Source organism: Dethiosulfovibrio faecalis, assembly GCF_021568795.1.
Classification (GTDB): Bacteria; Synergistota; Synergistia; order Synergistales; family Dethiosulfovibrionaceae; genus Dethiosulfovibrio; species Dethiosulfovibrio faecalis.
Genome location: NZ_JAKGUE010000016.1, coordinates 27,595 through 52,417, shown reverse-complemented (window position 1 = coordinate 52,417; position 24,823 = coordinate 27,595). Strand labels below are relative to the sequence as shown.

At 54.2% G+C, this 24,823-nt stretch carries 19 protein-coding genes and 1 tRNA gene; all 20 read right to left on the bottom strand.

Translation table 11 applies throughout. The annotated features are described in order from the left end of the window. Window position 1: 1 nt before the first annotated feature. Window positions 2–3,715 (bottom strand): DNA-directed RNA polymerase subunit beta, encoded by a 3,714-nt coding sequence (gene rpoB / locus L2W58_RS10565; protein ID WP_236103306.1) that lies wholly within the window; start codon window positions 3,713–3,715, stop codon window positions 2–4. A gap of 152 nt (window positions 3,716–3,867) precedes the next feature. Then, window positions 3,868–3,954: transfer RNA gene (locus L2W58_RS10560), tRNA-Leu, on the bottom strand. A gap of 79 nt (window positions 3,955–4,033) precedes the next feature. Continuing rightward, the gene (locus tag L2W58_RS10555; protein WP_236103305.1) at window positions 4,034–5,002 is read right to left on the bottom strand and encodes an L-threonylcarbamoyladenylate synthase; all 969 of its coding nucleotides are present in this window, start codon (window positions 5,000–5,002) and stop codon (window positions 4,034–4,036) included. After that, a complete protein-coding gene (gene tgt / locus L2W58_RS10550; RefSeq protein ID WP_236103304.1) occupies window positions 4,999–6,117 on the bottom strand; it encodes a tRNA guanosine(34) transglycosylase Tgt in 1,119 nt (372 codons plus the stop codon). The genes L2W58_RS10555 and tgt overlap by 4 nt, the downstream gene beginning before the upstream one ends. Further along, window positions 6,117–6,902, bottom strand: coding sequence for a TatD family hydrolase (locus L2W58_RS10545; RefSeq protein WP_236103303.1), 786 nt, complete (start codon window positions 6,900–6,902; stop codon window positions 6,117–6,119). The genes tgt and L2W58_RS10545 overlap by 1 nt, the downstream gene beginning before the upstream one ends. Window positions 6,903–6,916: 14 nt before the next feature. Then, window positions 6,917–8,857 carry a methionine--tRNA ligase gene (gene metG, locus L2W58_RS10540; RefSeq protein WP_236103302.1) on the bottom strand — a complete coding sequence of 647 codons (1,941 nt, stop codon included), beginning with the start codon at window positions 8,855–8,857 and terminating at the stop codon, window positions 6,917–6,919. A 32-nt stretch (window positions 8,858–8,889) separates the two neighbouring features. Beyond that, a complete protein-coding gene (rsmI, locus tag L2W58_RS10535; protein WP_236103301.1) occupies window positions 8,890–9,714 on the bottom strand; it encodes a 16S rRNA (cytidine(1402)-2'-O)-methyltransferase in 825 nt (274 codons plus the stop codon). After that, on the bottom strand, window positions 9,705–10,451 hold the full coding sequence (locus L2W58_RS10530) for a tRNA1(Val) (adenine(37)-N6)-methyltransferase (RefSeq protein ID WP_236103300.1): 747 nt from the start codon (window positions 10,449–10,451) through the stop codon (window positions 9,705–9,707). Before L2W58_RS10530 ends, rsmI begins: the two co-directional genes overlap by 10 nt. Continuing rightward, entirely contained in the window at window positions 10,448–13,855 is a 3,408-nt protein-coding gene (smc, locus tag L2W58_RS10525) for a chromosome segregation protein SMC (RefSeq protein ID WP_236103299.1), read from the bottom strand. The genes L2W58_RS10530 and smc overlap by 4 nt, the downstream gene beginning before the upstream one ends. Then, window positions 13,830–15,332 carry an Rne/Rng family ribonuclease gene (locus tag L2W58_RS10520; RefSeq protein WP_236103298.1) on the bottom strand — a complete coding sequence of 501 codons (1,503 nt, stop codon included), beginning with the start codon at window positions 15,330–15,332 and terminating at the stop codon, window positions 13,830–13,832. The genes smc and L2W58_RS10520 overlap by 26 nt, the downstream gene beginning before the upstream one ends. Window positions 15,333–15,336: 4 nt before the next feature. Beyond that, complete coding sequence (locus L2W58_RS10515) at window positions 15,337–15,978, bottom strand: TIGR03936 family radical SAM-associated protein (RefSeq protein WP_236103297.1); 642 nt, start codon at window positions 15,976–15,978, stop codon at window positions 15,337–15,339. After that, on the bottom strand, window positions 15,965–17,797 hold the full coding sequence (locus tag L2W58_RS10510) for a TIGR03960 family B12-binding radical SAM protein (RefSeq protein ID WP_236103296.1): 1,833 nt from the start codon (window positions 17,795–17,797) through the stop codon (window positions 15,965–15,967). Before L2W58_RS10510 ends, L2W58_RS10515 begins: the two co-directional genes overlap by 14 nt. A 34-nt stretch (window positions 17,798–17,831) precedes the next feature. After that, on the bottom strand, window positions 17,832–18,920 hold the full coding sequence (gene rodA / locus L2W58_RS10505; RefSeq protein ID WP_236103295.1) for a rod shape-determining protein RodA: 1,089 nt from the start codon (window positions 18,918–18,920) through the stop codon (window positions 17,832–17,834). A gap of 28 nt (window positions 18,921–18,948) precedes the next feature. Beyond that, complete coding sequence (minE, locus tag L2W58_RS10500; protein ID WP_236103294.1) at window positions 18,949–19,224, bottom strand: cell division topological specificity factor MinE; 276 nt, start codon at window positions 19,222–19,224, stop codon at window positions 18,949–18,951. A 12-nt stretch (window positions 19,225–19,236) separates the two neighbouring features. Further along, the gene (gene minD, locus L2W58_RS10495) at window positions 19,237–20,040 is read right to left on the bottom strand and encodes a septum site-determining protein MinD (RefSeq protein WP_236103293.1); all 804 of its coding nucleotides are present in this window, start codon (window positions 20,038–20,040) and stop codon (window positions 19,237–19,239) included. 41 nt (window positions 20,041–20,081) lie between these two features. Next, on the bottom strand, window positions 20,082–20,756 hold the full coding sequence (locus L2W58_RS10490) for a septum site-determining protein MinC (RefSeq protein ID WP_236103292.1): 675 nt from the start codon (window positions 20,754–20,756) through the stop codon (window positions 20,082–20,084). Beyond that, complete coding sequence (mrdA, locus tag L2W58_RS10485) at window positions 20,734–22,506, bottom strand: penicillin-binding protein 2 (protein WP_236103291.1); 1,773 nt, start codon at window positions 22,504–22,506, stop codon at window positions 20,734–20,736. Before mrdA ends, L2W58_RS10490 begins: the two co-directional genes overlap by 23 nt. Continuing rightward, window positions 22,499–22,963 (bottom strand): hypothetical protein, encoded by a 465-nt coding sequence (locus L2W58_RS10480; RefSeq protein ID WP_236103290.1) that lies wholly within the window; start codon window positions 22,961–22,963, stop codon window positions 22,499–22,501. Before L2W58_RS10480 ends, mrdA begins: the two co-directional genes overlap by 8 nt. After that, window positions 22,960–23,742, bottom strand: a complete 783-nt coding sequence (mreC, locus tag L2W58_RS10475) for a rod shape-determining protein MreC (protein ID WP_236103289.1) — start codon at window positions 23,740–23,742, stop codon at window positions 22,960–22,962. The genes L2W58_RS10480 and mreC overlap by 4 nt, the downstream gene beginning before the upstream one ends. Window positions 23,743–23,762: 20 nt before the next feature. Next, on the bottom strand, window positions 23,763–24,812 hold the full coding sequence (gene mreB / locus L2W58_RS10470) for a rod shape-determining protein (protein WP_236103288.1): 1,050 nt from the start codon (window positions 24,810–24,812) through the stop codon (window positions 23,763–23,765). Window positions 24,813–24,823 lie beyond the last annotated feature (11 nt).

The following is a 24,823-nucleotide window of genomic DNA, read 5'->3' as shown; positions in this document are numbered from 1 at the left end:
GTTAGCGGTCAGCTCCTTTCGCATCATCGTTCTCGACTGTGGAACTATCCGAGGCGTTCTCCGTCGACACCTCATCGCCGTCGTTTTGCCCCTTGTCGGAGGCATTATCTTCCTTGGCGCTGGGCTCTCCGTTCCCGAAGATCATCTCCTCCATCTCCTTCGGTGTAGGAGCAGATGCCGCCTCCGGAGCAACGGCCGGAACGACCTCCACCTTGGGCGGAATGGGAGCGGAGTTGCTCTGTTCGTCGTCCTCGTCGGGAAGAAGAGGACCGATGGTGCCGTCGTTGTACTCTATATCGACCCCCAAGCCCAGCCCCTCGAGCTCTTTTACAAGAACCTTGAAGCTCTCGGGAACCCCCGGCCTGGTCAGATTCTGACCTTTTACGATTTTCTCGTAGGTCTTGAGTCGACCGTGGATATCGTCGGATTTTACCGTCAACATTTCCTGAAGGACATGAGCGGCTCCGTACCCCTGAAGGGCCCAGACCTCCATCTCTCCGAAGCGCTGTCCGCCGAACTGGGCCTTACCGCCCAGAGGCTGTTGGGTTATGAGACTGTAAGGTCCTATGGATCGAGCGTGCAGTTTATCGTCCACCAGGTGATTAAGCTTCAGCATGTACATGTGCCCAACGGTGGTCTTGTACTCCATGGGCTCCCCGGTTCTACCGTCTATGAGCTGCATGGTCCCGCCTCTGGTCAGAGAGGAGTAGTCCGGGTTCTCCTGACTGAGTTTATCGAGCAGATCGTAGATCTCGTCTTCCTGTGCCCCTTCGAAAACCGGAGTAGCTACGTGCCAGTCGTTGGCAACTGCCACGGTGGCAAGTATGGTCTCGAGAACCTGTCCGAGGTTCATTCGACTCGGAACCCCGAGGGGGTTGAGGCAGACGTCCACGGGAGTTCCGTCGGGAAGATAGGGCATATCCTCTACGGGAAGGACCCTGGAAACGACCCCCTTGTTGCCGTGACGTCCGGACATCTTGTCTCCGACGGTGATCTTCCTGAGCTGGGCCACGTAGACCTTGACCACCTCGTTGACACCGGGACTGAGGGAGTCGCTATTCTCGTCCTTGTTCAGTTTCTTGACCGCGACGACCTTTCCTCTGGCTCCATGGGGAACGTGAAGTGACGTGTCCCTGACCTCTCTGGCTTTTTCGCCGAAGATGGCCCTGAGCAACTTCTCCTCCGGAGACTGATCCGACTCGCCCTTGGGGGTCACCTTTCCGACCAGGATATCCCCGGCGTTGACCTCGGCTCCGACGCGAACCACTCCGAACTCGTCGAGGTCTTTAAGCGCGTCCTCTCCGACGTTCGGGATATCCCTGGTTATCTCCTCCGGCCCGAGCTTGGTGTCCCTGGCGTCCATCTCGTATTCCTCTATGTGTATGGAGGTAAAGAAATCCTCCTTTACCAATCTCTCGCTGAGGAGGATGGCATCCTCGTAGTTGTACCCCTCCCAGGGAATAAAGGCAATGAGAACGTTGCGTCCAAGAGCCAGCTCTCCCTGGTCCACCGACTGCCCGTCGGCCATTATCTCGCCTTTGGAGACGACATCGCCCTTCGAGACCGTAGGCTTCTGATGGATGATGGTACCCTGATTGGACCTCTTGAACTTCTGAAGAGACATGGAACGATATACTCCCAGGTCGCTTCTTATCTCTATTCTATCTGCGTCTACATAGGTGACTACTCCGTCCTCTGGAGCCACCACGCAGGAGCCAGAGTCCTTTGCTATCCTGCCCTCCATGCCGGTCCCGACCCTCGGAGCCTCTGGAAGTAGAAGCGGGACGGCCTGACGTTGCATGTTCGAGCCCATCAAGGCTCTATTGGCATCGTCATGCTCCAGAAAAGGGATCAAAGCCGTCGAGGCAGAGACGATCTGCTTAGGAGATATGTCCAGATAGTCGATCTTCTCCTTAGGAACCTCGACTATGCGCCCTCTGTAACGGGCGTAGCAGTACTCCTCGGAAAGACGACCGGTACTTTCGTCGTAAGGGGTATTAGCCCTTCCCACGTAGGCGTTGTCCTCCTCGTCCGCTGCCAGGTAGACGACGTCCTCGGGATTCAACGATACAACGCCCTCTGCCACGGGACGACGAGGGGTAACCAGGAAACCGTATTGGTTGACCTTTGAATAGGTAGACAGAGACGTGACCAACCCGATATTGGGCCCCTCGGGGGTCTCGATGGGGCAGATACGGCCATAGTGGGTGTAATGGACGTCTCTAGCCTCGAAGCCAGCCCTTTCTCTGCTAAGACCTCCCGGTCCCAGGGCGGAAAGCCTCCGCCTGTGGGTCAGTTCGGACAGGGGGTTGTTCTGGTCCATGTACTGCGACAGCTGCCCCGAACCGAAGAACTCCCTGAGGGCCGCCGATATGGGCCTGACGTTTATGAGGTCCCTGGCCATTGCCTTGGTGAGATCCGCCACGGTGGTCATACGCTCTTTGGCTCTTCTCTCCATCCGCAGAAGGCCTATTCTGACCTGATTCTGAAGAAGCTCGCCTACGGAACGGACCCTTCTGTTGCCGAGGTGGTCGATATCGTCGGGGAACTCCTCGGTGACGTCGGGGAAGGAGACCACGTCCCTCTGCTCCTCCGTGTCCCTGAGGACGATTATTCCCTTGACGATTCTCACCAGGTCGTCTATCGTGAGCAGGTACTCCCTGTCGGGAAGGTCCAGCTTCAGCCGTCTGTTGAGCTTGTAACGACCGACACGGCCCAGAGTATAACGACGGGAATCGAAGAACAGGCTGTCTATGTACTCTCTGGCGTTCTCTATTCTGGCCGGATCGTTAGGACGAAGCCTGCGGAATATCTCCAACATAGCCTCGTCGCTGTTGTTGGTAAAATCCTTCTCCAAGGTAGCGGCGAAAACGGGGTTGACGTCCCATACCTTTACCCTAGTCCGACCGAGATCCCAGAGCCGTTCTAGCTCTTCCTTCCCGATACGCTCCTCCTTGCGGATTACGACGTTTCCGCTCTCGTCCAATACGGTCTCGCCGAGAAGCCTGCCGATCAGAAGCTCCTCCGATATGTCGACCTCCTCTATCTCCCCCCCGAAAAGACGAAGCATCTCCTCGTTGGACGAGACTCCGAAAGCCTTTAGAAGAAGGGTTCCGGGAAGTTTCTTACGGTTGTCTATATTGACGTGGAGAGCATCTCCGCTCCCCATGGCAAACTCCAGCCAGGCCCCTCTATCGGGGATTATCTTTGCGGTGAAGGTCTCGGCCACCGGAGCGGAATAGTCCACCTTGAAGTAGATCCCCGCGGAGCGGGCAAGCTGATTGACGACGACCCTTTCGGTTCCGTTGATGATGAAGGTTCCCCTCTCTGTCATCATCGGAAAGTCGCCGAGAAAGATCTCCTCTTCCTTGATCTCCAGGTTCTTCCTGTTTACGAGTCTTATGGTGGCTCGGACGGGCCGATGCCAGGTACAGTCCTTCTGTTGCGACTCCTCCTGTGTGGTGGCTGGCCTGTCCAGATAGTATCGGACGAACTCCAGGGCAAAGGAGCCGTCGTAACTTTCAATCGGGAAAATCTCGTCGAGAAGTTCCTGAAGCCCTACGCTGTCCCTTTTGTCGGGATCGACATCCTCCTGAAAAAAGCTTCGGTAGGAATCTCGCTGCACCTCGACCATATCCGGGATCTCCACTAGATCTCGGACACGCCCAAAGGTGAGGCGGCTGCGCTTTTTGCCCACGGGTACGAATTCGGCCATTAGGCTGACGACCTCCCTGTGTCTCTAAAAGTGAGGGTAAACTCTCCATGCTGACGAACAACAAAAATAACAAAAAGGTCGCATTATGTCAACGACACAATACGACCTGATACACACTTGGCGATCCAATCGTGCATAGCACCCCTATTGGATGGTGCCCGGGAGGAGACTCGAACTCCTACAGGCAAATGCCCACTAGAACCTGAATCTAGCGCGTCTACCAATTCCGCCACCCGGGCGTATCTTCGGAACGAGATGTATTCTATCAGTCGAACCTCCGATTTGCAAGTACTTTATCGTTTTTCGAGGTCAGGGACCTCAACGATCGCCGGAAGCTCTGCGAAGTCTGTCCCTTAGGGCCAGTCCTATTCCATCAGAATCGGGCCACTGGGCCACTATAGGCCCATCCCACTCTCGTTCCAACTCTCTCAGGGCGGAAAAAAGACCTCTTCCATAGCTCTCGACGGAATCGAAGATTATCGACTTATCCACCGGAAAAACCGGCTCGACCATGCCTATATAACGGCATATTCCGCCAAAATCAGGGCGGCCGTTCTCCTCAGGTACCCATAAAAAAAGCGGGACCGAAGGAGCGTAATGACGATACCTGGTACCGGGAGATCTCTTAAGTTCCAGATCTCCGACCGGAAGAGCTATCTCGCCCAAAAGATCCACCAGAGCCTCCACCGAAAGTCCGCCGGGTCTAAGCAAGACAGGGACCTCTCCGGTAACGTCCAATACGGTTGACTCCAGCCCCACGTCGGTGGATCCTCCGTCTATTATCAGATCTACCCTGTCTTCAAGGTCTCGAGCCACCGTCTCCGCATCCGTAGGACTGGGCCTCCCGCTGGTGTTGGCGCTGGGAGCAGCGATGGGAAATGGGCAGGCCTGGAGAAGGGCCAGCGCCACGGGATGAGAGGGCATTCGGACTCCCACCGTGTCCAAACCAGCGGTAACCTCTGGAGGTACGATGGGCAAGGCGGGCAACACCAGTGTAAGAGGGCCGGGCCAGAGGTTTTTCATGATCATATCAGCTCGATCGTCCACCTCGGCTACCTTTCTCACCGACTCTGGATCTCCGACGTGCAATATCAAAGGGTTGTCCGACGGTCGGCCCTTAGCCTCGAATATGCCAGAGACGGCCTTTCCGTCGAGCCCGTCGGCACCCAGTCCGTAGACCGTCTCGGTGGGGAACCCAACCAAACCTCCCGCCTTGAGGATGGAGACCGCCCTATCGATGACCTCCCTATCGGGGTTCCAGCGATCTACCTTTATCGGCACCCTCATAGAGCCTTACCCGTGGAAAAAAGCTCGTGGAAACCGTCCCGAAACTGAGGAAAACGCCCTTCCAGTATGGCCTCTCTGGCTCCCTTCATGAGAGATATCAGGTATCTGAGGTTATGCCAGCTGCACAGCCTGGCTCCGAGCATCTCACCGGACCTGTAGAGGTGCCTGATATAGGCCCTGGAGAACTCTCTACAGGCGTAACAGTCGCAGTCAGGATCTATCGGTCCCCAATCCTCCTCGAAGCGACTGTGTTTGATGTTGAACTTGCCTCTGGAGGTCAGGAGCGTGCCGTTGCGACCGTTTCTGGTGGGCAACACACAGTCGAACATATCCACTCCCCTCGCAACCCCCTCCACCAGGTTGGTGGGAAAACCGACTCCCATCAGATACCTCGGTTTTTCCTGCGGCAAAATCGGATTCAACAGATCCAGAATGCGGTACATTTCATCGTGACTTTCTCCCACGGAAAGTCCTCCGATGGAGTACCCCGGGAAATCCATCGATATGAGCTCTTTGGCACAGTCTTTTCTCAGATCGTCGAAGAGAGCCCCCTGGACTATCCCGAAAAGCGCCTGATCGTCCCTACGGTGTACTTCCTTGCATCGTCTCGCCCACCTCAGGGTTCTCTCTACGCTTTTTCTCGCCGTTTTCTCGTCGCAGGGCAACTCTACGCATTGATCGAAACACATGGCTATGTCGCTGCCCAATCCCTCCTGGACCCTGGTAGCCAACTCGGGGGTCATGAAGTGTCTGCTTCCGTCCAGATGGGAGGAGAACTCGACTCCGTCCTCTTTGATGCGGTTTATTCCGGAGAGAGAGAAGACCTGAAACCCTCCGCTGTCGGTAAGTATCGGGCGATGCCAGTTCATGAAACGATGGAGCCCGCCTGCTTTCTCTATCAGCTCCACTCCCGGCCTAAGGTAGAGATGGTAGGTGTTGGAGAGGACTATCTGGGCCTCTATCTCCTCCATCTCCCTGGGAGACATCGCCTTTACCGTTGCCCTGGTTCCGACCGGCATGAACACCGGCGTCTCTATTACTCCGTGAGGGGTTACGAGCTCTCCCGCTCTGGCTCCGGTCTCGGGACATACCGCCTGGACTCTGAACTCGAACATCATTCGTTCTCCCATCGATATAAATTCATACCGTTGGTCCACACCGCATCGGCCACAACGGAATCCCGAACCCTCAAGACCTCCGCCGCAGCCTTGTATATCAAGGGCATGTTAAGAGGGCTGTTGGTCTTACCCCTGAGGGGAACCGGAGCGAGCCAAGGGGAGTCCGTCTCAAGGATGATCCTGTCAATAGGGCAGGACGCCAGGCATTCCCTTATACCGTCGGCCCTCTTGAATGTTATCATTCCGCCGAAGCCCAGGTAGAACCCCAGATCCAGACAGGATTTCGCTTCCTTTAGTGAACCGGAGAAACAGTGGACCACAGCCCGTTCAGGACCAACGGGATAATCCCTCAATATGGAGAAAAAATCGTCGAAGGCATCCCTAACGTGGAAGACGATCGGAAGATCCGCCTCCTCGGCCCATAGGATCTGGGATATCATGACGTCGCGTTGAACCTTGACAGGCGAATAATTATAGTGATAGTCCAGACCTACCTCCCCTATTGCGACCACGACAGGGTCTTTAGCCAGATCCGTAAGTGCCTCCGGCAAGGAAGAACCGACGGACGAGGCATCGTGGGGATGAACCCCCACCGATGCCCTGACTCCCGAGTCGAAGTGCCCCCTCGATATGGAGATGGCCTCCTCGCTGGTCCGAAGGTCGGTTCCCACCACCAACATCCTCTCGACTCCGGCGGAACGAGCTTCGTCTATATGACGCTCTAGCTCCCCCCTAAGCTCCGGCGAGTTGAGATGGCAATGTCCGTCTATGTAAGGCGTCATATGGGAGATTCGACCTAATGAACCCTGCTGCCCAGAGGTATATCCTCAAAGGGGGCCAGTAGGGACAGCCCGTCGTGCCCCGGCAGAGATGCGGCCAAAAGCATTCCGTCGCTCTGAACACCACACATCTTGGCTGGTTTCAGGTTGGCCACGACGACTATTTTATGTCCCTGAAGCTCTTCGGCGGTGAAGTCTTCCTTGAGGCTGGAGACTATAGTTCTCCTCTCGTATCCCAGATCGATCTCGAGCTTATACAGCCTCCTGGCCCTGGGAACCTCCTCCACCTTCACTATCTGGGCTACCCTGAGCTCTATCTTGGCGAAATCGTCTATGGTTATCTGAGGTTCGTGCTCCCCCGGATCGACTACCTTGCCTTTTGCGATATCCCTCTTGTTTTTTGCTTCCTCCCATTCCTTCATGTCTATCCTGGGAAACAGCACATCCTTGCTCCTGTGGACGGATAACATGCCGGCGGTAGGCTCTCCCCAGCGGTAGTGTTCCCACTGGAGGTTGGCGGGGTCGCCGCAGAAGCCAAGCTGAGACCAGACCCTATGACCGGTCTCTGGCATGAAGGGAGATATCATCATGGATACCAACTTAAGGCTCTCCACAAGTCCCCACAGCACGGCGTCCAGAGGCTCTTTAGACCCTTCGTTGCCTAATTTCCAAGGCATGGTCTCGTCTATGTATTTATTTGCCCTTCCGATAAGCCCCCAGGCGGCCTTGAGAGCTTCGTCGAAGGCGAAATCGTCCATCTTTTCCCTGTAGGTCTCGAGCGCTTTTCTAGCCACCTCGGAAAGCTCTATGTCAAGGGGCGAGAGATCGGAGGGACTCGGCACTATCCCGTCCCTGTATTTCAAAACCATCGACACGGTCCGGCTGAGGAGATTCCCCAGGTCGTTGGCCAGATCGGAGTTGATCCTCTGTGCCATGGCGGCCTCGGAGAAGTCTCCGTCCATACCGAAGGGGACCTGTCGCAACAGGAAGTATCGGAAAGCGTCGGCACCGTAGAGATCGACCATCTCGAAGGGATCCACCACGTTGCCCTTGGACTTGGACATTTTCTCCCCCTCCATGGTCCACCACCCGTGGGAGAAGACCCTGACGGGAGGTTTCAGTCCCAGGGCCATCACCATGATGGGCCAGATGACGCAGTGGAAACGTATTATGTCCTTCGCCATGAGATGATGAACGTTGGGCCAGAATGCCGCCAGTTTCTCCGGGTCGTCCTCGTAACCGCAGGCAGTGAGGTAGTTTATAAGGGCGTCGAACCAAACGTATATGACGTGTTTCTCGTCCCCCGGAACTGGAATGCCCCAGGATATGGAGGTTCGGGAAACCGACTGATCCCTGAGGCCACTTTTGATAAAGCTGACTATCTCGTTGTAGCGAGTCTTGGGCATTATAGCCTTCAGATTCTCCTCGTAATACTTCAAAAGTCTGTCGGCGTAGCGGGAGGTCTTGAAGAAGTAGCTTTCCTCCTCCATCTCCACTAAGGGACGACCGCAATCAGGGCAGGTGTTGTTCTCTCCCATGCTGCTCTCGGGAACGTAGGTCTCGCAGGGCACGCAGTATAGGCCCTTGTAGGTCCCCTTGTAGATATCCCCCTGGTCCATGAGTTTGGAGAATATGGACTGGACAACCCTCTCATGCCTCTTTTCGGTGGTTCTGATAAAATCGTCGTTGGATATATTCAACACGGGCAAAAGCCTCTTGAAGTTCTCCGCCATCTCGTCCGTAAGTTCCTGGGCGGTCATCCCCTTGGCCTTGGCACTCTCGTAGATTTTCTGTCCATGCTCGTCCGTTCCGGTGAGAAAAAACACATTGTAGCCGTCCATCCTCTTGTAACGGGACATAACGTCCGCCCCTATGGTGGTATAGGCGTGACCGATATGAGGCACGTCGTTGACGTAATAGATCGGCGTGGTTATGTAAAAGTGCTTGGAATCTGACATGATCTCGACCTCCTGCAAAAGTAAAACTCCCTCTATTTTATCCCCTTTTGTCCTAGGAGCCATTTTTTTATCGGGTTTTTCGGTATTCCCAGTTCCTCCGAAAGAATCGAGGTAACGTCCTTCAGGGACATCCCCTTCTGGGCCATATCGAGAGCCCTCTCTTTCCACCGGGCCTCTTCGTCTCCGGAATCAACGGAGGCCCCCTCCACGACCAGGACCATCTCCCCCTTTAATCCCGACTCGGCCTTTCGGAGAACTGCCGTCAAGGATCCCCGCAAGGCTTCCTGATGGATCTTGCTGATCTCCCTTACCAGAGCCGATTTTCTGTCCCCGAAGACGGATATCATCGATTCGAGATGTCTAACGACCTTGTGTGGCGACACGTAGAAGACCAGCGTCCAGGGGATGTCCTTGAGCCCTGTCAACTCTCTGATCCTGTCACCTTCCCTGTCGGACAGGAACCCGAAAAACAGAAAGGGATGGGGAGGAAGCCCCGACAAAATCAGGGCCGGTACGAAGGCGGTCGCCCCGGGAAGGACGTCTATCTCGAAGCCTTCGTCCACGGCTTTTCTTACGATCTCGTATCCCGGATCGGATATGCCGGGGGTTCCCGCATCGGATATCAGAGCCACTCTTTTATCTCGAGCCAGAAGATCCAACAGCTCCTCCGACCTGCCGGCTTCATTGTGTTTATGATACGAGAGCAGCCTGGCGTCTATTCCGTGACGTTTGAGGAGCAACCCAGAGTGTCTGGTGTCCTCGCAGGCCACGACATCGGCCTTTCCAAGTTCCTCCAGAGCTCGCAAGGTTATGTCGTCCATGTTGCCCACCGGGGTCGGTATAACTATCAGGGGCATGGCGATCCCTCCGGGGAGTAGAAATCCAGCAGCTCCTCGGTGTAGTTACCGCCGTCGTCGTTTATCCTCAGAGGAGGAAGAAGCCTTATGCCTGGAGAGGCCGACCGGAGGGCCTTCACCAGAAAGACGGAGGCGTCCTTGCCCTCTCTGGGATGGACGGCCCTTAAAGCTTTAGGTTCCACCCCGCGGGACCTGAGGGCACAGAGTAAGTCCACCAGCCTCTCGGCGGCAAAGACGAAGTAGGCTCTTCCCTTGTCTCCCAAAAGATACCGGCAGGCCTCCGCCACGTCCTCCACGGAACAGGCCACTCCGTGTCTCGCCAGCACGTTTTCCGATCTGTTGCCGGTCCTGTGTCTGATCGGATCGCCGTATGGAGGGTTTGCCACTACGACGTCGAATCCCTGAGGGGGTAGTATTTTATGTATTTCCCGTAGGTCTCCGTGTATAAAAGAGGCCCTGTCCGATAGTTCGTTGAGCTCCCGGTTTTTCTCCGCCATATGGACCAGGTTTTCCTGTATATCCAGGCCGACCACGGAAATTTCCTTTCTCTTAGCCAGAATTAGGGAGACGGCACCGTGAGCGCAACCCAGCTCACAGACCCTCTCGCCTCTACGAACCTTCGAAAACCCCGCGAGAAGGACCGTATCGACGTTTACCCTCGGCCCCTTTAAAGGCTGCAACAATTTTATATTCACGCCGTTTATGGAATCTTCGCTTATGGACTTAAGGTTTATCATAGCCAATCCTCCAGTCTGACCCCTACTATCTGGGATAGGCCGGGCTCGGACATGGTGACGCCGTACATGACGTCGGCCCTCTCCATGGTCTGTCGACGATGGGTCATCGCCAATATCTGAAGGGAGGACGCGTAATCCGAGACTATACCGGCAAATCTCCCAAGGTTGACCTCATCCAACGCGGCGTCCACCTCGTCCAGCACCACCATTGGCACATGGGCTACCTCCATAGAGGCAAAAAGTAGCGAGAGAGCTGTGAGGGTCTGCTCTCCTCCTGAGAGCTGGGCCAGATAAGCAGATCCTTTTCCGGGGGGACGGGCCACTATATCGACGCCGGAGTCCCAAAGTCCTCCATCCTCCTGGAGCCTAAGATGGGCCTCGCCTCCGCCGAACAATCGCTGAAAAAGACCGTTGAACCGAAGATCTATCTTCTCCAGGGCGTTTCCAAACAGCTCCCCCGCCTGAAGATCTGTGGTCTCCACGAGTGAGCGAAGTTCCAATATGCCGGAGGAGACGTCCTCGGTCTGTTCGCGATAGTATTCTATCCGGCCTTCCAGGGATTGGTCCTCCGACAGAGCGCCTCTATCGAAGTCCCCCAGAGCTGCCATAGCGTTTTCCAGCCTCTTTACCTTCCGTTCCGTCTCGTCCAGATCGCCCTCGACCGTATCCCCCTCGGGAAGGTAAGGATATCGGGACTCCCAGGATTCCACAAGATCTTCCAGGCGACTGGCTACCCTGTCTTTTTTCTGCTCCAACCACGATACGGTTTTCTCTCCGTCGTCCGACCTTTCCGAGGCAAGCTGATATCTTAGATAACAACGGTCCAGAGCCTCACCCAGACGGCCTCCACCGGATTCGGTATCGTCCAAAGCGGCTTTTTCCTCGGCTCTTTCCCCCTTTTTGGCATCCACCATCGACCTCAACTGGGACAGTCTTCGGCCCCTCCGGTCCATCTCCTCCTTGAGGGTCAAGGACTCCGACAGGGTTTTTGAGAGGGTTGCTTTGATCTCATCCAGATCGGACTGTAGTTTCTCGACTCTCAAGAATGCAGCTGTCTTGCGTTCCTCCCAAAGTTTCAGTTCCGGACGAAGTTCGTTCAGTCGATCCCTTACGGTCTCGTCCTCCGGGGCGGTCAGACCGGAGATCTCCTCCGAAACGGAGAGCAACTCCGCCTCTGCCTCTGAGATCTCTTTATCTAGGGATTCCAGCCTCTTGGCAGTCTGGCTCGCCTCGCTCTCCAGCATATCCCTGTCCCTGATTCGATCGGCCAGGACCTTCTCGCCTCTGAGGACCTCTCTCTCCGCCTCTGCGACGAGATCGGAGGCTTTCTTTTCTTCCTCACCCCATCTGGCCTCGTCTACTTCCGCCCCCGCCAGAGTTCTCTCCAGATCTCTGAGCTTCTTTCTGCTCTCGTCAAGGCGTCCTTCCACCGAGTGGAGCCGCCCTCTTATCTGCAGGGCCCCTCCGGAGTTGCGCTTTCGACCTCCGCTTATCGTACCTCCCGGAGAGAACACCTCTCCGGCTACCGTGACGATCGGGAAACGGTATCCTCCGGAGACGAGAGACGCCCCAACTTCGTAGTCCTCCACGATCAGAAGATCTCCGAATATATGCTCCAGGGCGGGCCTCCATACCTCCATGACGGACATGAGGTCGATAGCCCAACCTACGATACCTTTTTCAGGAAGATGAACGTTCCTGGCCGTCCTCGGCCTCGTCCTGTCCAGAGGAAGATAGGTGGCCCTTCCGGCCTTGCTTCTTTTGAGTTCCTCTATGCCCTCTTTGGCATCCTCCATGGATTCGACCAACAACCAGAACTGACGGCCTCCCAGAGCCGCGTCCATGGCTACTGTAAGGTTTTCGGGGCACTGAAACGACTCTATCACAGGGGTCGGTCTCACGGTCAAACGACCGAGGTCGGCCGCGGAGATTACGTGATTTACCGGCCTTGGATAGAGTCCATCGTTTGCCGCAGATGAAAGGGAGTCCTGCTCTCTCTCCAACTGAAGGATCTCCTTGCGAATAGGCTGAACCGTGGCGCCTAATTCGCTGCACTTTCTGTTCGCCTCCAACCTGGAGGAGGAACGTTCTTTTAAATCGTTTCTGCGATCCCGCTCGACGAGCTTGGCTTTTTCGATAGCCTTCTCCAGTTCGCCTATCTCGATGGAAAGCTTTTTCAATGCGGTCCGACGTTCTCTATCCGATCCCGAAAGAGCTCCGCTTCTAGCTTTAGCCGCTTCTATGGATGCAAGCAGCTCCTCTTTTCGGAGGATCAGCTGCTCTCTCCTGGAACGATGGGCCTCCATCTTTCGAAGGATGTCCTCCTGTTTGGCCTCGAGATCGGCCAGTTCCGCTCGCCTATCGTCGAATCCCTTTCCGACCGACAGCAAGTCCTCCTCTGTAGATTCGAGCTCCCCGGAGACCTTCTTCTCCTTCTCCCTGAGATCGACGGAGGACATTTCCAGCCGGGAAAACCTGTCTTCCTCTACTCTGAGCGCCGTCTCTAGCTCGAAGACCTCTCTTCCCAAGGTCTCGAGTACTCCGTCTATATTGGACAGTCTCTGTCTGGACTCTATTCTACGTCTCTCCACCTGGACGGATTTTTCCTTGAGCCGGTTCAAAGCGGTATCCCAGATGAGCTTCCATCCCAGCCTCTCCTCGGAACGGCGCCTCTCCTCGACCAGTTTTCTGGAGAGGTCCTCTATCTCGCTTTCCATGTCTCGACGTCTGAGCCGATACCAGTCGGCCCTGGATTCATCCAGGGCCGTCTCTATGTCCCTAGCCTTTTTCGCCTTGACAACCGCCGGGGCTATCTCACGCCTCCTGGATTCCAGTTCGGCCATCAAAGCTTCTAGACGTCCCATCTCGTCCTCGGCGGAGAGGATTTTGTTCAAGGCGTCGTCCCGCCTCTTTCGATAGGTATCTATCCCGAACAGTTCCTCCAGGTGATTTCTCCTCTGCATGGGGCGATGGGTAATAGCATCCGTCACGTCACCTTGTCCGATAAAGGCGAATCTGTCGCCGTCCAACCGCCATCGACGTTTGACTTCCGAGAGATCCTGAAGTCGATACTTTACACCGTCGACCAAGGTAACCGCCCCGGAATCGTCGGAGAATCTTCTGCGTATGACGGTAGATGCGTCCGCATCCTTCAGCTCCAGGGCTATCTCGGTCGACTTTGCCGGTTGACGGGTGGCAGTTCCCTGAAATAGCAGATCGGACTGTCTGGTGATCCTCAGTCGCCCGCCGTTGCTGTCTCCCAGTCCCCACCTGAGTCCGTCCAGTATGTTGCTCTTGCCGCTGCCGTTCGGACCGACTATGGCGGTAAATCCCTCGGAGAGGGGCAGATCGTGGGATCCACCGAAACTTTTGAAATTCTTAAGCTGAAGTCGTGCTATATACAACTAGGGCCTCCTCCTGACGCTGGGCGACTCTCTTTTCAAGCCCTTCCCTGCTCCCTTGATAGTCCAATCTGAATTTCTCCCAATCCATCGAAGGGACGGCACATAGAGCTATTGCACGTTCGAAAGCCTCCTCCCATACGGAGAGATAGGTCTCCGCTATATAGCCGGCGATATGGGAGTTACATTCCAACAGCATGGCCTCCGATTTATTGGACCTGACGATTTTTCGGATGAATCGTTTCAATGTCACGGCGACGCTGTCTTCCTTCAATACCCTGGCAGTGGTGCCACAAAAAGGACAGCTCCTCGTGAGTATGGACCTCACGTCAGTTCTGGCTCTCTTTCTGGTGATCTCCACCAATCCAAGATGGGTAACTCCGAAGACCTTGGAGCGACATCGATCGTCGGCCAAAAGCTGTTCCATCCTCTGGACCAAGGCCGTTTTATCTTCCTCGCATTCCATGTCTATGAAATCCACTATGACTATTCCACCGATGGCTCTGAGACGAAGCTGCCAGGCTATCTCGTCGGCTGCCTCGAGGTTGGTCTGTAAAACCGTGTGCCTCAGGTCCGTATCGCCTACGAATTTACCGGTATTTACGTCTATTACCGTCATAGCCTCGGTCTGTTCGATCACTATATAGGCACCGGAACGAAGCCATACCTTCTGGTCCAGCGCGGCCGCTACCTCTTTCTCTATGTCGTAGAACTCGAAGACAGGGGTATTGCCTCGATGAAGGGATACCGACGGCATAACCTGTCCCCCGTATGTCCTCAGCCATTCCTCCACCTTGGTTTTCTCTTCCTCGTTGTCGGTCACGATCTCGAAGACGTCTCCGGAGAACTCGTCCCGAAGGACACGGCCGGTAAGCCCCGGATCCCGATAGAGAAGGCATGGGGCTGTCTGTACATCGGCCTCGTGTGCGACCTCGCGCCAAAGTTGCATCAAGCTATCGAAATCGTTTTCGAGAATTTCCGGATCCTGACCTTCGGCGGCGGTTCTGACGATGATGCCGATATCCTCTCTTTTCGAGAGCTGTCTGGCTACGTCCCTGAGTCTGAGACGTTCCTTGTCTTCCACGATCCTCTTCGAAACCCCGACGTCCTGACCTCCGGGGACTATCACGAGAAAACGTCCTGGCAGAGACAGTCTGGTTGTAACCCTGGCTCCTTTGTTTTTTCTGGCGGTCTTGACGACCTGAACGACCACGTCCATCCCAGGCTTTAGATGGTACCCCTTGGCGTCGTTGAGATAGAGAAAGGCGTTTCTGCCGTCCCCTAGGTTGACGAAGGAGGCGTTCATACCCGGTAAGACGCTTTCCACCCTGGCTTTGTAGATCTCACCTGTTTTCTGGCGCTCCCACATCCGCTCTATGAAGAGCTCTCTGAGCCTGTCGCCCTCTATTATCGCTACCCTCATCTCCTCGGGATCGACTGTGTTGGCTATTATCCTGATCTCGCTGTCCCGATCGGCCACGGTCTCACCCCTCTCTGACGGAAAGAGTCCCAGAGGCGCTCTCGACCAGAGGAACCACCTTTTTAGATTCGCTGTTCCATGTACCTACGGAAAGACGAGCCAATCTTACATCGGCCCATCCCCGGATTATCTCCATCTCTACCAGTTTTTTGACTATATGCCCCGGACCTTTCTGAGAGGGGGACGACATAACCATACGGAAGGAGCGATCGATTATCTCCCAGTCGAGAAGGGACTCCTCCCAGGGGTGCTTTTCCTCTCTCAAGAGAGACAAAACTGTCTCTCTCTTTTCGTCACGGGGAAAATGCACGACATACTCCCCGGCATCGGAGAGTTTATTTAGCGATTTTCCCTCGACTGGCTCGGCTGCAAACACAGAAAGGCCGTCGGGAAGAGCGCCGTCAAACTTTTCGAGATATGAATCCCGCCAGTCGTCGAACCAGATCTCCGCCGGCTCGGCACAGGCGACCACACCGACAGGCAGAGCAGGACCTAGGGAGATCTTGGGATGGGGGGAGAATCCCTCCGTCAACTCTATGGACAACCCCGCCCTGGCGGCAGCCCGGGAGAATATCTGAGGTAACTCGACGTGACGTATGAAACAAAAAGGACCTCTTTTAGAGAAAAGGACTCTAATTCTGGGCAAGATCGGCACCTCCCCCGGACCAGCTGCATCCTCGCCCCTGCCATCCACAGGCAGAGCAGGTCCCTCCACGGCAATCGGGGGTTAAAAGACCTTCCCTGGAACGGCATCTCTCTCTCCAGAGAAATTCTCTGGTCACTCCGACGTCAATGTGATCCCAGGGGAAGCCCTCGTCCCTGTACCTCTCCCTTTGGTTGTACCATTCCGGGTCGACGGAACATTCCTCGAAAGCCCTGAGCCATATGGACAGATCGAATGTCTCGGTCCAACCGTCGAAACGGGCCCCTAAACGCCAGGCCCGCTCTATGACATCGCCCAATCTCCTGTCGCCTCTTGCGAAAACGCCTTCCAGAAAAGTCTGCTCCGGTTCATGGTACCTGAGAGATATCTTCTTATCTCTGACACGTCCCTTGAGCCATCGTCCCTTTTCTCTTAGGGTCTCGATATCGTCCTGAGCCTCCCATTGGAAAGGGGTGTGAGGTTTCGGCACGAAACCTGCCACCGAAACGGAGATCTGCCCCCTCTTTTTCATGGAACGACCTATCTTGGCGGCTCTATCGGCTATCCTGAGAATCCCGGCAAGATCCTCCTCCGTCTCCGTCGGAAGCCCCATCATAAAATAAAGTTTTATCCTATTCCACCCGTGCTCGAAGGCAGCTTTCAGAGTGGTCTCCACGTCTTCCTCGGAGACCCCTTTGTTTATCACGTCCCTGAGCCTCTGAGATCCCGCCTCCGGCGCCAAGGTCAAACCGCTTTTTTTCATTACGTCCAGCCCTGCGGCCAAAGAGAGGGCGAAGTTGTCCATCCTGAGGCTGGGCAAGCTGAGCTTCATGTCTCTGGCGTCCAGATAAGGCCTCAACATCTCTATGGCCTCGCCGATCCTGGAGTAGTCGCAGCTCGCCAGAGACACGAGGCTGACCTCCTCCCATCCGGTGGCCTCGGCAAGTTTCTTTACCGTCTCCAATACCTTTTCGGGAGATCGTTCCCTTATGGGGCGATATATCATCCCAGCCTGGCAGAAGCGGCATCCTCTGGAACAACCACGAAAGACCTCGACGGCGATCCTGTCGTGCAGGATACTGGCAGACGGAACTATCGCGGAATCGGGGCAGATCGAGTCCATGTCGGCAGAAATTACTCTGGAAAGAGAGCTTTTCAACTCAAGAGGTAAGGCACCTTGCTCGCCGTAGGTCCAATCAATTATTGAAGGAGCGTAGACCCCCGGGATATCGGAGGCCATACGAATTCTGTCGTCCCGTGACATTTCGGAAGATTCGGCCAATGACTCGAGCAGAGATGGGAGCATCTCCTCTCCGTCTCCAAGACAGATAAGGTCGAAAAACTCGGAGATAGGTTCGGGAGCCAGCGCCCCCGGGCCTCCCGCTATGACAAGCGGGGCGTCATCACCTCTATCGGATGCCTTCAGGGGGATGCCGCCCAGATCAAGCATGGTCAGTATATTCGTAAAAGAGAGCTCGTATTGCAACGTGAATCCTAAGGCGTCGAAGTCGGACAGAGACCGATCGGATTCCAGAGATCCCAGAGAGATGTTCCTGGATCTCATCTCTTTTTCCATGTCTATCCAAGGACAGTAAGCTCTCTCCACATCTATCCGATCGAGTCCTTTTATCATGGAGTACAAAAGCTGATACCCCAGATAGCTCATACCCACCTCGTAGACATCTGGAAAACACAGACATATCCTGTAGGAGGGACCTACCTTGGGTGAAGTGTCTCCCCACTCCCCTCCGGCGTATCTCGAAGGACGCTTGACCGAGGCCATCGCTTCCCATCGTCGATCGTTCCACTCGTCAAAAAACATAAATCGCTCCCCTGTCAGTTAAAAACAAAAACGATTACCTTTCAAAAGTCTGGCGCTCCATCTCATCGGTAATGCCCACACTCGCTATCAATCCCAAGGCAACGGAGGTGGCGACCAAGGCACTACCTCCGTAACTCAGAAGGGGAAGAGGAAGCCCCGTCACGGGAAGAAGCCCCATGCTCATCCCCACACATTCGAAGACCTGAAACCATATCCAGGCGGTCAAGGCGGCTATCATGACTTTAGCCTGTTTATCCTTGGTCTTGATCGCGATGGAGATCATTCTCCAGAAAAGCAACGAAAAAATAGCCAGAACAACGACTCCTCCGATGAAACCACATTCCTCGGAAAAAACGCTGAATATAAAATCCGTATGAGGCTCAGGCAAGAAACGAAGCTTGCTCTGGGTACCTTGAAGGAATCCCTTGCCCCAGATCGACCCGGAACCGACGGCAATCCTGGACTGTATGACGTTATAGCCCGCCCCTAACGGGTCTAGGGATGGATCAACGAAGACCATCAACCTCTGTTTCTGATATCCCTTAAGAAAATGCCATCCCACGGGGAGCATGGCCAATCCAAGGCCTATAAGGGAAAAGAAATGGCGTTTACGACACCCTGATGCCCATAGAGCGGCGAAGATCATGGTCGCATATACCAGGGCACTTCCCAGGTCCGGTTGGAGCAAGACAAGGACCAGACTGCACCCGGACAGAGCCCACACCTTCAGAAAGCCCGAAAGAGTCTCCAACTTGCCGTATACCGAAAGCTTGGCCAGCAACAAAGCCAAGGAGATCTTCCCCATCTCGGATGGCTGCAGTCTGAGTCCACCGAAGGAGAACCAGGACTGGGCTCCCTTCGCCACGACTCCTGTAAGCAAGACTAATACGAGACAACAGAGAATTCCACCGTAAATCCAGTACCCCCAACTTAACAAACGTCTGTAACCGACTTTCAGAACCGCACCGAAGGCCAGAATTGAGACGCCCCCCCATACCAACTGGCGACGAGCGAAACCAATTCCGCTGACGTTTATCCCCGATGCTGCGCTGTATATGAAGGCAACTCCCACGAAATACAGAACTGCGATGCAGAAGAACAGCGCAAGATCGAGTCCTTTCAACGATCTACGGAAGGAATGCGTTCTTTCCTCAGACATCCCTGTTGCCTCGCTGGCCCCTCCTGATGTTGGTTACAGGGATGTTGGCCACTAAGGCCACTTTCTTCCCCTCTCGATCGAAGTCCATCTCTATATGTTCCGTATCTATCTCCATATAACTGGAGATCACGGAGATTAAGTCCTCTCGAAGCCTTTCCAGCACCTCTGGGGAGATGTCCGATCTATCGTTGATCAATACTAGCTGGAGCCTCTCCTTGGCGACGGACTGAGATTTTTTCTTACCGAATATCTTATCCAGAAAACTCATATCTGTCCCTTTCTACTTCCGGAGAAAGAACTTTTTAAAGCCATCCAGAAGACCTTCCCTTTGAGATGACCTCATGTCCAGCAGGTTTATTTCCTCTCCCACTATTCTTCCGGCTATATTCGCAAAAGCCCTGGCAGCAGGGGATCCGTCCCCCATGGTGAGAGGTTCCCCTTTATTGGAGGAAGTCACGACCGATTCGTCCTCGGGGACTATTCCAGCGAGGTCCACTGCAAGGATCTCCAGCACGTCGTCGACCGATAACATCTCTCCCTTGGCCACCATCTGGGGTCTTATCCTGTTAACGATGAGTTTTATGGGCATCTTCCCCATCGACTCGAGCATTCCTATGATCCTGTCGGCATCTCTTACAGCGGAAACGTCGGGAGTGGTAACGACCAGAGCCTCTCTGGCTCCTATGGCCGCATTCTGAAACCCCCCCTCGATACCGGCGGGACTGTCAAGAAGAACGAAGTCGAATTCCTTCTTGAGCTCGTCGCAGAGATACTTCATCTGGTCGGGAGACACCGCATCCTTGGTCCTGGTTTGAGCCGCCGGAAGAAGGTAAAGCCCCTCTACCCTTTTGTCCTTTACCATAGCCTGTCGAAGTCCGCAATTACCCTCTATGACATCCACTAGGTTATATACTATTCGGTTCTCAAGTCCGAGGATGACATCGAGATTTCTTAGTCCTATATCCGCATCGACGGCCACGACCTTATAGCCTCTCTTGGCAAGCGCCATTGAGACGTTGGCGGTGGTGGTCGTCTTTCCCACTCCGCCTTTGCCCGAGGTAACAACTATCACCCGTGCATCCACAGAAAAAACCCCCATCTATTTTAAAATTATAAAACCCGTAATCAATCTCGCTCGGTAACCAAAAAAGACCCTCTTTCAATGGAAATTATAACAGGCCTTCCCCACCAGCGTTGTTCCGACTGGGCCATTTCGTTGCTGACCCTACAGCCTATCCTTACCTGACGAGCCATAAAGGAATCGACGGCGATGAACCTTCTATCGTCTCCTTGAGAACCAGCGTGAACAAGGCCCTGAAGTTTTCCAAAAACGCAGATATTTCCTGACGCCAAAACCTCGGAACCATCGTGAACGCTCCCCAGTATAAGGACGTCGCCATCGTGAACCACCTTCTGACCCGATCTAAGGGATCGATCCACCACCAAGGGCTCTCCGGTGCAGAGATTACCGGAGGAAACCTCATCGTCCTCCAAGGAAAAACCAGATCTCTTAAGAAGAACGGTTGTTTCTCTATCCTCACTCTTCCAATATTTCACGTTTAAGGACATCGGCCATATAAGATCCTCCAGAATCCGAACGACAGAGATCCCGTCCAGACGTCTACAACCGGTCTCCAAGACAATCCCTATATCGCCGATCATGGAAGATGCCTTATCCAAGGCCTGTTTGGCCTGAGATAGCACTATCTCCAACGGACCATTCGAGGGCAACAATAATCTCAGTAGACTGCCCTGTCCTTTCAACGTAACCATATCGTCATTTGCCTTTTCTTGAAGCACCGCCGGAACCTCCTTCGTCGTTTTTGACCAAATACGCCAGAAGCTGACCAACTATGGGAGCGGCGGCGGTGCTGCCATGCAATCCTTCCTCTACGAAAGCTACGACAGCATAGCGTGGATTTTCGGCCGGAGCATATCCTCCGAACACCGCATGGTCCTCTCCGGAATTCTGAACTGTACCGGTCTTACCGGCCACGGAGACTCCGTAGATACCGGCACGCCATCCCGTCCCCTTGGGCTTGACCACAGCGGCCATGCCCTTTTGAACCACCTTGAGAAATTTAGGAGAGAGACCGAGGTCGACCGGAGGCGAAGCCGCGTCTGAGAACAAATGGGGGCGCAACAATTTCCCCGTCGCAAGAGCTCCGAACTGCCTCAATATCTGTATAGGGGTCATCAGGAGAAACCCTTGACCGATCGAATAATTTACTGTATCGCCTTTGTACCACCTATCTCCGAAACGCTTTTCCTTCCAATCCCGACCTGCGATATTTCCCTCCGATTCACCGGGAAGATCGATTCCGGTCTTTAAGCCTATCCCAAAGACCTTGCCCCAACGAACCAACGAATCTATTCCTACTCTCTGTCCAACCTCGTAAAAATAGACGTCACAGGAATCTCTCAGAGCTCCGACTAGATCCTCGTTTCCGTGGCCCCAACGTCTATGACAACGAAAGACCTGATTTCCGAGTTCGAACTTTCCGGAGCAAAAGAAAGTAGTCTTCTCCGTTACGACACCGTCGGCCAGTGCGGCATAGGCTACGACCGGTTTATACACCGAACCGGGAGAGTAGGTCCCACTGATCGCTCTGTTCATCATGGGACGATGGGGATCGGAGACGAGATCTCTCCATTCTTTGGAAGAAACTCCCCAGGCAAGAGGATTTAGGTCGAAGGTAGGGTTGGAGTAAAGTACTTTTAATCCTCCGCTCCTCAAGTCCATGGCTATGACGGCACCTCGACTCTCTCCTAAAAGATCGGCAGCGAACTTTTGCGCTCCCAGGTCAAGGGTCAAAGACAGGTCTTCTCCAGGGACAGGCTTTCTCCCGGACAGAATCCTGACGAATCGCCCTCTCGCGTCGACTTCCAGAACCTTGTGTCCCGGGTAGCCCTGTAGGCGATCTTCGTAAAACTGTTCGACCCCTCCCTTGCCTATTACGTCGCCTCCGACAAAACGAGAGGTCTCGCCGTCCTGCCCCAATTCCTTGAGTTCCTGCTCCGAAATCTCCCCGACGTAACCCAATACGTGACAGACGAGAGCTCCTACAGGGTAGGTCCTTCTCCAGACGGGAAGGTGAAAAAGCTGCGGAGGAAATTCGGGATCCCCAACCAGATCCGTTACCTGCGGTAAGGTCAGGTTACGGAGCAAAACAACGGAACGGTAGGGCACTACATACTGTTTTTTTATCCTCTTCTCCAGGATCTCCTCGGTAAGAGGAATACCATGTCGACCCAACAGGTCGGCAAAATCGGACAGTATTCCCTCTTTTCTAAGGTCTAACGGGTAGCCCACTATGTCGAACGTCAAGACATTGTTCGCCAGAAGAACCCCGTTGGCATCGAGAATTCTCCCTCTTCTGGCGGGAAGCCTAACCACTCTCAGTTTGTTCGACGTCGCCAATTTGACGTACTTGTCGGATCGAAAAACCTGATAATACAGCAATCCGCTGAACAGGACCAACATAGAGAGCATCAGTGCTATCCTTATCAGCCGTAGTCTGGAGTTCAGCAACACTTTATCGTCAAACATTTTCTCTCCTGTAAAACCAGCAATAATAGAGCCACGATATCAGTATGAAAGGTACCGTTAGCAACACCCAGGCTCCAAAAGAGGCTGTTCCTATAGGTAAACCGACCTGTGATAACACCCACCGAAATAGGGCTACTACTACCAAATTCACCGTTATTAAGGACAGGAAGAGATAGGGAACACGACCTTCCTTCGGAATAAAGGCCCAAAAAAGGCCTGAGGTCATGTAGGCGACGCAGAACAGAGCTCCATGCATTCCGGGAACCCCGGTCCAACGGAGGTCTATAAGCACCCCACCTATGAAAGCTATCCACAGATACCTGTGCTCCGCCGTTTCATCGAGCAATCCCACTGTCAACAAAGTCAGGAGAAATACATCGGGAGAGTTAGTCCACCCCAAAAACAACGCCTGGAGAAAATCCTGAAGACACCAGGCAAAGACCAAAACGGCTATCATGGAAGTTTATCCCCTCTACGAAAGACCTTGACGTCGTAAAGCCTGGAGAGATCGGCCCCCGAGGAGATTCGATATTCCCGATACCCCTGTTCGTTATCTCTCATATCGTCCGTCACAGTTCCGACTGGAACTCCCGGAGGAATTATCTCGCTGATCAAAGCGGTGTCCAGATTCATGCCCGCTTTGATCTCGGAATCCAACGGTATATAACAAAGCCATATTCCTCCCATACCGTCTCCGACGACTACACCGACGTCTCTGGTCTCCCTTATAACCACAGGAGTCATTTCTTCCGTGGATGTCAAAAGTGTAATCCACGACTTGCTGCAGTCCACACGGTTTACCCGGCCTATTAAAAAACCGTTTTGCAAAACAGGGTCCCCGGGGGAAAGCCCGTCCATGCCTCCCTGGTTTATCCTTATTTCCTTCCACCAACTTAGAGGCAGTCTCAAGTCCACCATGGCGTTCACAGTGGATTCCAAGAGAAAATCCCGCAGATCTAAAGCATCCTTGAGATGAAGGGATAGAAACAGGGCATCGTTCTCCTCCTCCATTTTCGACAGTTTGTCTATTAAAAAACGTCTCTCTAAGACCCATTTACGTCCCGTCCAGTAAAACCCCCTAAGATGCGACGCAGGCTGTTCCAACCAAACAAGACAATCGGTCCATAGCCCCATAGCCCTTTCGGTAAAGGGACTACCGGTCCCGAGAGTCAATACCAGCCCTAGAGCCACGGCGCATAGTCCAGATATTATGTATCCCTGACGATTCTCCGTCATGCCATCCTCCGAGGTCTATATCAACGGCTCCCCTTTTCCACGGACATCAATACCTTCTTCATGGCGTTCAGATCCTCTAGGATCTTGCCGACCCCCTGAGCCACGGAGTGCAACGGATCCTCGTATAGAATCACCGGGGCGTTCAAAGCCCTTGAGAGACGCTGGTCCAAACCACGAAGCTGACAGACTCCGCCGGTCAAAACGATCCCCTGATCGACTATGTCCTTCGATAGCTCCGGAGGAGTCTGTTCGAGAGCAACCTTGACCATGTCCTCCACTCTGGAGACCAGAGGATCCAACGCTTCCCTTATCTCGGCGGACGATACAGTCGCGACCTTCGGCAAACCGTCCGCTAGATCCCTGCCCTTTACCTCTATCTCTACCTCCTGGTCGGTCGGCATAGCAGAACCTATGTCTATCTTGACCGCCTCCGCGGTGGTTTCCCCTATAAGTATGGCGTGTTTCTGCCTCAACATAGCTATTATGGCGTCGTCCATGTCATCCCCGGCTACCCTCAGGGAGTTGTTCACCACTATGCCGCCGAGGGATAATACAGCGACTTCACTGGTTCCCCCTCCGACATCCAGAATCATGCTTCCTATGGGGTCCTGTATGGGAAGCCCTGCCCCCAACGCCGCCGCGATCGGTTCGTCGACGACGTATGCCTCTCTGGCTCCGGCTCCCAGGGTCGCGTCTATGACGGCTTTTTTCTCCACCTCGGTTACCTTTGCCGGGACGGATATGACCACCCTCGGTCTTGACTTGATACCTGCTCCTCCGGTAAGTTGAAGAAAATGACGTATTATGGCCTCGGTCATATCAAAGTTGGCTATGACCCCATCCTTCAAGGGCCTTATCGTAGACACTCCCGCAGGGGTCTTACCGGCCATGGCCTTGGCCTCATGTCCAAAGGCTATTACCTCGGCCTGTCCGCCCCTCTTTCTTTTTCTTACCGCCACGGCGGAAGGCTCATCCAGAACGATCCCCTCACCACATAGATAGACTACAACGTTGGACGTTCCAAGATCGATCCCTACGTCGTTGCCCAAAAAACCAGAAAAGAAGCCCACCTTTACGTTCC